General features: G+C 61.6%; 6 protein-coding genes and 1 pseudogene. 5 read left to right on the top strand and 2 right to left on the bottom strand.

What is annotated here, in order from left to right:
* Window positions 1-113 (bottom strand): annotated as a pseudogene (locus tag A5646_RS28990) (SDR family mycofactocin-dependent oxidoreductase); the annotation flags it as partial.
* Between the two features lie 16 nt (window positions 114-129).
* Between A5646_RS28990 and A5646_RS14240 the strand changes: the two are divergent.
* The 3 genes from A5646_RS14240 to A5646_RS14230 all read left to right on the top strand — a co-directional run bounded on the left by A5646_RS14240 (window position 130) and on the right by A5646_RS14230 (window position 2,993).
* Window positions 130-951 (top strand): mycofactocin-coupled SDR family oxidoreductase, encoded by an 822-nt coding sequence (locus tag A5646_RS14240; RefSeq protein ID WP_067022183.1) that lies wholly within the window; start codon window positions 130-132, stop codon window positions 949-951.
* 336 nt (window positions 952-1,287) lie between these two features.
* Window positions 1,288-1,989 carry an alpha/beta fold hydrolase gene (locus tag A5646_RS14235; RefSeq protein ID WP_067022181.1) on the top strand — a complete coding sequence of 234 codons (702 nt, stop codon included), beginning with the start codon at window positions 1,288-1,290 and terminating at the stop codon, window positions 1,987-1,989.
* 146 nt (window positions 1,990-2,135) lie between these two features.
* Window positions 2,136-2,993: a class I SAM-dependent methyltransferase gene (locus A5646_RS14230; RefSeq protein WP_231997790.1), complete on the top strand. Its 858-nt coding sequence runs from the start codon at window positions 2,136-2,138 to the stop codon at window positions 2,991-2,993.
* A gap of 34 nt (window positions 2,994-3,027) precedes the next feature.
* Here A5646_RS14230 and A5646_RS14225 read toward each other — a convergent pair whose 3' ends face one another.
* Complete coding sequence (locus A5646_RS14225; RefSeq protein WP_082984742.1) at window positions 3,028-4,206, bottom strand: acyl-CoA dehydrogenase family protein; 1,179 nt, start codon at window positions 4,204-4,206, stop codon at window positions 3,028-3,030.
* Window positions 4,207-5,034: 828 nt separating this feature from the next.
* On the opposite strand from A5646_RS14225, the gene A5646_RS14220 reads away from it, so the two are divergent.
* Entirely contained in the window at window positions 5,035-6,081 is a 1,047-nt protein-coding gene (locus A5646_RS14220; RefSeq protein WP_369806943.1) for an AraC family transcriptional regulator, read from the top strand.
* Window positions 6,072-7,115, top strand: a complete 1,044-nt coding sequence (locus A5646_RS14215) for an AraC family transcriptional regulator (protein ID WP_082984741.1) — start codon at window positions 6,072-6,074, stop codon at window positions 7,113-7,115. Before A5646_RS14220 ends, A5646_RS14215 begins: the two co-directional genes overlap by 10 nt.
* The last annotated feature ends 51 nt before the right edge of the window (window positions 7,116-7,166 follow it).

The following is a 7,166-nucleotide window of genomic DNA, read 5'->3' as shown; positions in this document are numbered from 1 at the left end:
TCGATAGCAATGATGTCAGCGCCTTCCTCGGCGAACCGCACCGCATGCGAGCGGCCTTGCCCACGCGCCGCGCCGGTAATGAGTGCAACTTTGCCTTCGAATTGTCCTGCCATCATTTCCTCCTAACCGTTGCCGATCAATGTGCGCGCGCCAACCGGCGCGGCGCGTGGGCAAGGCCGCTCGCATGCGGTGCGGTTCGCCGAGGAAGGCGCTGACATCATTGCTATCGATCTGTGCGCGCAGATCGATAGCGTGACGTACGAGATGGCGAAACCCGAAGACCTCGATGAAACCGTGAACCTCGTCGAGAAGGCCGGACGACGCATCGTGGCCGAACAAGCCGACGTTCGAGAAGTAACACAGCTCAAATCCGTAGTTGCCAAAGGCATGGACGAGCTGGGGCGTATCGACTTCGTGTTGGCCAACGCCGGGATATTGCCGGGTCTTGGAGGCACTGACCCGACCATTTCGGCTTATCTCGATGCGGTGAACGTGATGCTCAACGGCGTTTACTTCACCATCGAGGCCGCCCTGCCGGCCTTGCTGAGCCACGGCGATGGTGGCGCCATCGTCATCACCAGCTCAGCTGCCGGGTTGAAGTCGGTTGCCTCGTCCTTCGACATGCGCGACCACGGCGCCGCTGGATACGTCGCTGCAAAACACGGTGCGGTCGGTTTGATGCGCTATTTCGCACACACGCTGGCCGAGAAGAATATTCGCGTCAACTCCGTGCACCCGAGTACCGTTGCTACCCCGATGGCCATGAGCCAACAGGTTGCCCGGTTCGCTGCCGAACATCCAGAATTCACTGAACGGTTCCAAAACCTGCTTCCGGTACCGGTCATCGAGCCGGCCGACATCACGGAGGCGATGGTCTTCCTGTGCGGCTCACCTGCCCGGTGCATCACCGGCGTCACTTTGCCGGTGGATGCCGGCTTCAATCTGAAGTAAGGCGACCATTTCTGCCTCAACTACGCGGGCCCATCGAGGATGGCCGCGCTCGACCGGAGCCGTCAGTGAGGAGAACGGCTGAAGCGGTGGGATTGCACAAGTGCGAAGATTCGCGTGTTGCGGCCGCACGATTGAGCGACATTGCACGTTGCGCACCTCTCTCGCTGCGTCGGCTGGCCACGAGCGCACGCTCCGGGGCTAGTCGTATTGCGATGCCCTTCCTAACGTCGCCGTCATGGAATATAACTACCGCTTCGGGTGCGCCGATCGCACGCTGCTGCAACACAACGTCGGGCAAGCCTCGTCAACACATCTCGAATCACCTGGAGTCGTCTAATGGCAGGCGATTCTGTGAGTGACCAGCCGACGCTGGCGTTTGTGCACGGTGCTTTTCACCGATCGTGGGTGTGGAAGGCGGTACTTGATCAGCTGGCGAGGCGAGGGTGGCGAATGAAAACCGTCGATTTACCAAGTGTGGCACCAGAAGTCGAGCCCAGGGTGGGTATGCACGCCGACGCGGAAGTCATTAGCGAAGTCCTCGGCCGGACGAATGGCCCCCAGATCGTCGTCGCACACTCATACGGGGCAATACCGGTCACCCAGATTGCCCACGAACTGCCCCAAGTGCGTCACATCATTTATGTTGCGGCGTTCCAACTCGAGGTCGGCGAAAGCCTTTTGGGCTCAGTCGGCGGACGAATCCCATCCTGGTTCAGAGTCGACGGCGACAGCGTTACCGCGCGGCGCCCCCTCGAGGTTTTCTACAACGACGTCGAACCGCGGACTGCCGCCTGGGCGGAAAGCCGACTGCTGCCAAGCACCTTCTCCGCGTTCACCGACCCCGTCACCGCGGCGGCGTGGCGATACGTCCCCTCCACCTACGTCGTCTGTGAACGCGACCAGTCCGGTCCGCGGTCTTGGCAAGAAACCATGGCGCGTCGTGCCGACAGGATCGAGCGCCTTTCGGCGGGGCATTCGCCGATGCTGTCACAACCCGGGGCATTGGTCGACATCGTCGAGAAGGTTGCCGCACTGTGACGCGCGAGATCATCTTCGCGCCTCGCTCGTCCTACGAGCGAGGCGCGCGAGGCTCCGGCCGGCGTACGAGCTATGGATACCAGATGATATTGCGCAACTGATGTGACAGAGCCGGTCGGGAGCATGCGTGTTCTGAGGTGGAGGAGATGGAGCGGTACGGCATCAACGGGATGTTTGGCAAGGATGCTGGGATGAAGCTTGTTGCTAACCAGCGGAATTGGGATGCGCGGGCACCGATCCATGCGCTCAGCGCGTTCTACGGCATCGGTGAGCGCGATCCGATGAGCTGGTTCGCGCCCTTCGAGTGGCAAGACCTCGGCGAAGTCGAAGGGCGTGAGGTCGTGCATCTGCAATGCCACTTGGGGACGGAAACGATGGCTTTCGCCCTCGAGGGCGCGCGGACCACCGGACTGGACTTCTCGGGTGCTTCTTTGCGGGAGGCGCGGCGGATTGCACACAAGGCGGGCCTGTCAATCGAGTACGTACACGCCGACGTCTATGCTGCGGTCGAGGCACTGGGAGCGGAACGCTTCGACGTTGTCTACACGGGCAAGGGCGCCCTATGTTACCTGCCTGACTTGACGGCATGGGCTCAAACGGTAGCGCTTCTACTCAAGCGTGGCGGCTTCCTTTACCTGGTCGAATTTCATCCGCTGTTGAACGCGCTCGGCCCTACTCAATCCCCAAACCTTCCCGGCGACTTGGTGATTCGTCATGACTACCTCGGCGGGGGCGGTGCCGTCGAACGTGACGGCAGCCATAGCTACACCGACGGTCCGCCGCTGGCTGGCGACACATTGCACTACGAGTGGCCACACGGCTTAGGCGACGTCATCACCGCAATTGCGCAAGCCGGCTTGACCATCGAAAGCCTCACCGAAACAAGCCTTCTTCCATGGCAGCGCTGGCCGCAGATGGTCCGAACGGACAATGGATGGTGGGTGATGCCGGAATGCGAACCGCGATTTCCGGTTCTCTATGGCCTCAAGGCAACCAAACCATAGTGGTATCAGCGCACGACCCTCGTCGGTCCGCGCGTCAGTAGACGGCGACCGGAGGCTGCGTGCCGAAATACAGTGCCCCCGACCAGTCCCATACTCGCTTTGTTGTCAGCGCGTGTTGGGCCACCATGTTGAGGTCGCGCAATTGCCGTTGCAGCGGAGATGACCGGTGTAACGCCCCCGCGCCGACCGCATCGACTAAGAGTTGTACCGCGTCACGACAGGATGTTCCGGCGTGGACGACGGCACCTGCCCAGCGGGCGCGTTGGTCAAAAGAAGGCTCGTTCCCGGCCTGCAACGTCGCAAACACGTCACCTAGTGTGTCGAAGATGTAGCTTCGGGACGCACCTATCATGGCCGCCGCCCTTGCCACGCCGGCCAAAACGACCGGGTCCTCCTTCGCGGGAAGGCTGGTCACCTTACTGACCTTGGTCTGCAACGTTTCTCGCGCGTTATCCAACGCTTCGGCAGCCACGCCAAGCGCGACGCCGACACCGCACGCGGGCAGCAGTCCATACCAGGCGTACAAGGGTTCGGGCCGTTGGTGTTGTCCAGGGAGGAAGGTGTATTCCTCTGGAACGTAGGCGTTTTTAATCGCATAGTCGTGGCTGCCGCTGCCGGCCAGCCCGACTGGATCCCAGGTGTCGAGTATCTCCCAATGTTCGGCTGGCAGCATCGCGACCCGGTACTCGGGCTTACCCGATCGGCTGAGTCGTGGCCGACCGTCCTGGGTAACTATGGCGCCACCCGCGATGACGTCAGCGTGTGTGACCGCGCTGCCGAACGCCCATCGCCCCGACAGGCGGTAACCGCCCTCACACGCTTCGAGGCGGCCGGCCGGACCTTGAAACGCCGCACTGATCATGTCCAATTCGGGAAAGAGAGTACGCGCCGCGGACTCATCGATGTATGAAGCGAAGAACCCGCTTTCCATGCCAATCATGGCGCACCACGCCGCCGACGCGTCTGCCCTGGCCAACCGCTCGATGACCTCGACCTGGGTGCAGACGTCAAGCTCGGGGCCGCCCCATGCGGCGGGCATCGCCATCCGGAACACACCGGCCCACCGCATAGCATCAACGACGGGTTGACTAAGGCGACGAGCCGTTTCCGCTTCGTCGCTGTGCTCGCGGATGACGGGGTCGATCTTATTCACCCGATGCCAAATCGCTGATGCGTCCGAATCGGCGACCAACGGATCACGCAGGATAGACACAATTCACCTCCCAGGGTGTCGTTTTCGTACTACACGCGTAACGCTAGGGAGACAACATGCTTTCGGGTATCCACGCGGCGCAAGCGCCCAGACGGCGAGCGCAAGGGCTGGTGGTCGATTGCCATGTTGGACTGCGCGCGGTGTGACGCACGAACCCGAAGGAAACACATTTCACCTATCGCCGCGATCACCGGCGCCGGGACGACGAAGATTCGTCGTTGATGGCGGGATGATGCCCCAGAGGTTCTCTGTCCGGTTCGCGCACCGCGGTGGAGATTCGTGCAAACAGCCGCGCTGCGTGGCCCGGCACAGGCTGCGCCGTTATCCTCACGTGAACTGGATGGCGCCGGCGGACGGTACCGCGTTCTGCTATCAAGCGCCAGGTTCCAGTGACCGGCTACAGGGTGAGATCGGCCTCCGCAATAATGCTTGGCTCCGCCGCGGTTGAAGAGTATTTTTCGGGTGATGCCGATTGCGATGCCGGAGCACTTTCTTCGCAACCCGTTGCCATTCGAATTCATAACTATCAACGTGGGCGTCCAGAACGTACGTGATTCGAGTAGTTTTTATGCCGGCCGGCTACGCATGGTCATATGGCACATTCCCAAGGACTACTTCCACATCGCCTGTCGAATGCACACAGATCAGTGAGGTAGCCGCGTGAGCCATTCGTCCAGGTCGCCTTCCACCATGCAATTGGATGTCCAGGGCTCGTACGGCGGCTAGCCACATCGCGCGCCATTCTGGCCAGATTGCGCATACGCCCTGCTGCGCCATACCGGATCGAGGCTAGCGGCGTTACCGTTAGGTGCGCAGTGTGGACGAGGTGTGGCCGCAGAAAGCGAGGGAGAGGACGCAGTGGCGGAACGACCGATAACAGGCGCGTCGCGAAGGCACACATGGACGCGAGCCACGAGGTTCGACGACTTTGCCATCGCGTGCTGCGGCCGGCGCCACCTCCATCTGCTGAGCGACCCGGATTCGTTTGCATTGGTACAGCGGGCCGGTCGCATGGGGCCAGTCACGCTCGCCGAAATCGTCGTCGGGTCCGACATGTCGATGGATTGCTGTGAAGGTTGCGACAATTACCGGGTTCTTATGCTGAGCGCGGGCCGTACGGAGTGTGTAGAAAAGGGTGAGCGTGCCCCCGCCGGCCCCGGCACTGCCGCCGTGTTCTCTCCGCAGGATCATCGCGAAACGCGATGGGTGGCAGGCGCCAATCTGATCTGTTTCAACATTGATCGTTCCGCCGTCGATGATGCTCTCAGCGATGCATTGGGTCGGCAGGTGACCTCGCAAATAGAATTCACGCCCATCTTGCCAGTTACTACGGCACCGGCCCAGAGCTGGATCAACATGTTGGGACTATTCAAGGAGCAATTCTTCCGGCCGGAAAGTCTGTTGAATCAACCGCTGATCGGAATGCCGTTTGTCGACAGCCTCGTGCGCGGGTTATTACTCGCCGCTGAGCATCCCTACCGTGACGCTCTCGCGGGAGATCCGCGGCTGGTCGCGCCTCGTGCGATTCGTACCGCGGTCGACATCATCGAAGCGGAAGCACATCTGCCGTTGACGCTGTCTTTGATCGCCGCGCGTTGTCACGTAAGCGCTCGTTCGCTACAGCTAGGTTTCCGACGTCATTTGGAGATCTCGCCGATGGCGTATTTACGCCAGGTGCGGTTGCGTCGAGCACATCAGAACTTGCTCGAGTCCGACCCATCCACGGTCACCGTGGCTTCGGTTGCGTACCGGTGGGGCTTCACCAATCTCGGCCGGTTTGCCGCCGCCCACAGCGCCCGCTACGGTGAACCGCCGGTGAAGACGTTGCGCCGGAAAGTGATCGGCGCAGAACGCAGGAGAATGCGATGCGCATGAGGGAGCAGAGCGCGCTAACGGCCTCGACGGAAGACACCAATACGTGGGTTGAGGTGCGTTCGTTGGATGACTTCGCCGAACTACGCCACGGCCGGCTCGAGTCTTCACGGTACTGGTGGCCAGATATTGGTCCGCTAGGAGACACAAGGTCCTTTTCCTTCACGCACCGCAGGCGTTGTCTCGGTCCGATTAACGTACTTGACATAGGTTTTCACGACGAAGTATGGGTGAACGGCGGCGAAATTCGCCCGCACTACCACGTGGCTCTGCCGCTCGCGACGTCGGCCGAGATGAATAGCCGTTTCTCAATTGCCGCACCTGGCTCCGTCCCGGTTTATCGGCCCGAGGGACAAGCCGGCATCTCAGGCTACGTCGGCCGCCTGCTGGCCGTGATGTTGGATCGCCACGCTGTCGAGGAGGCTCTCGGGGATGCCCTCGGGCGCTCGGTCAGCTCCCTAATCGACTTGCAACCCAGCATGCGGACCACTTCTCAAGCCGTTCGTAGCTGGATCACCATGGTGTCGCTGTTCACCGAGGAGCTCTTCCGGCCTCGCAGCATCGTGCATCAGCCAATCGCCGGGATGCCATTCGTCGACAGCCTGGTCCGCGGCTTCTTGCTGGCCACAGACCACTCATATCGCGCGGCCCTGGAAGGCGAAGCGACCGAGCCGCCGCCGCGCGCTGTCCGGGCAGCAATCGACATCATCGAGACTGAAGCTCAACTGCCGCTTACGATTTCTGCGTTGGCCGCGCGCACTTACGTGAGCGTGCGTTCCCTGCAGCAGGGCTTCCGAGCTCACGTCGGCACTACGCCTATGGCCTACCTCAGGGAGGTCCGTCTGCGACGCGCCCACCAGCAGTTGCAACAATCCGATCCATCGGTCGATACGGTGGCGTCGATCGTATCTCGTTGGGGATTCAGCAATCAGGGCCGTTTCGCTGCCGCGTATGCAGCTCGCTATGGCGAGATGCCCGCCGTGACTCTGCGTCGTCCAGGCGGCTCCGCAAGAACACAGCCGAGACTTATTGCCTAGATCCGCCACTGCACGTCGGCACGCCTGTCGGTGCGCATACTGAAGGCCGGT

Origin of the sequence: Mycobacterium sp. 1245499.0, from assembly GCF_001673615.1 — a bacterium.
GTDB lineage: Bacteria > Actinomycetota > Actinomycetes > Mycobacteriales > Mycobacteriaceae > Mycobacterium > Mycobacterium europaeum_A.
This window is presented reverse-complemented; position numbering and strand designations above follow the sequence as displayed.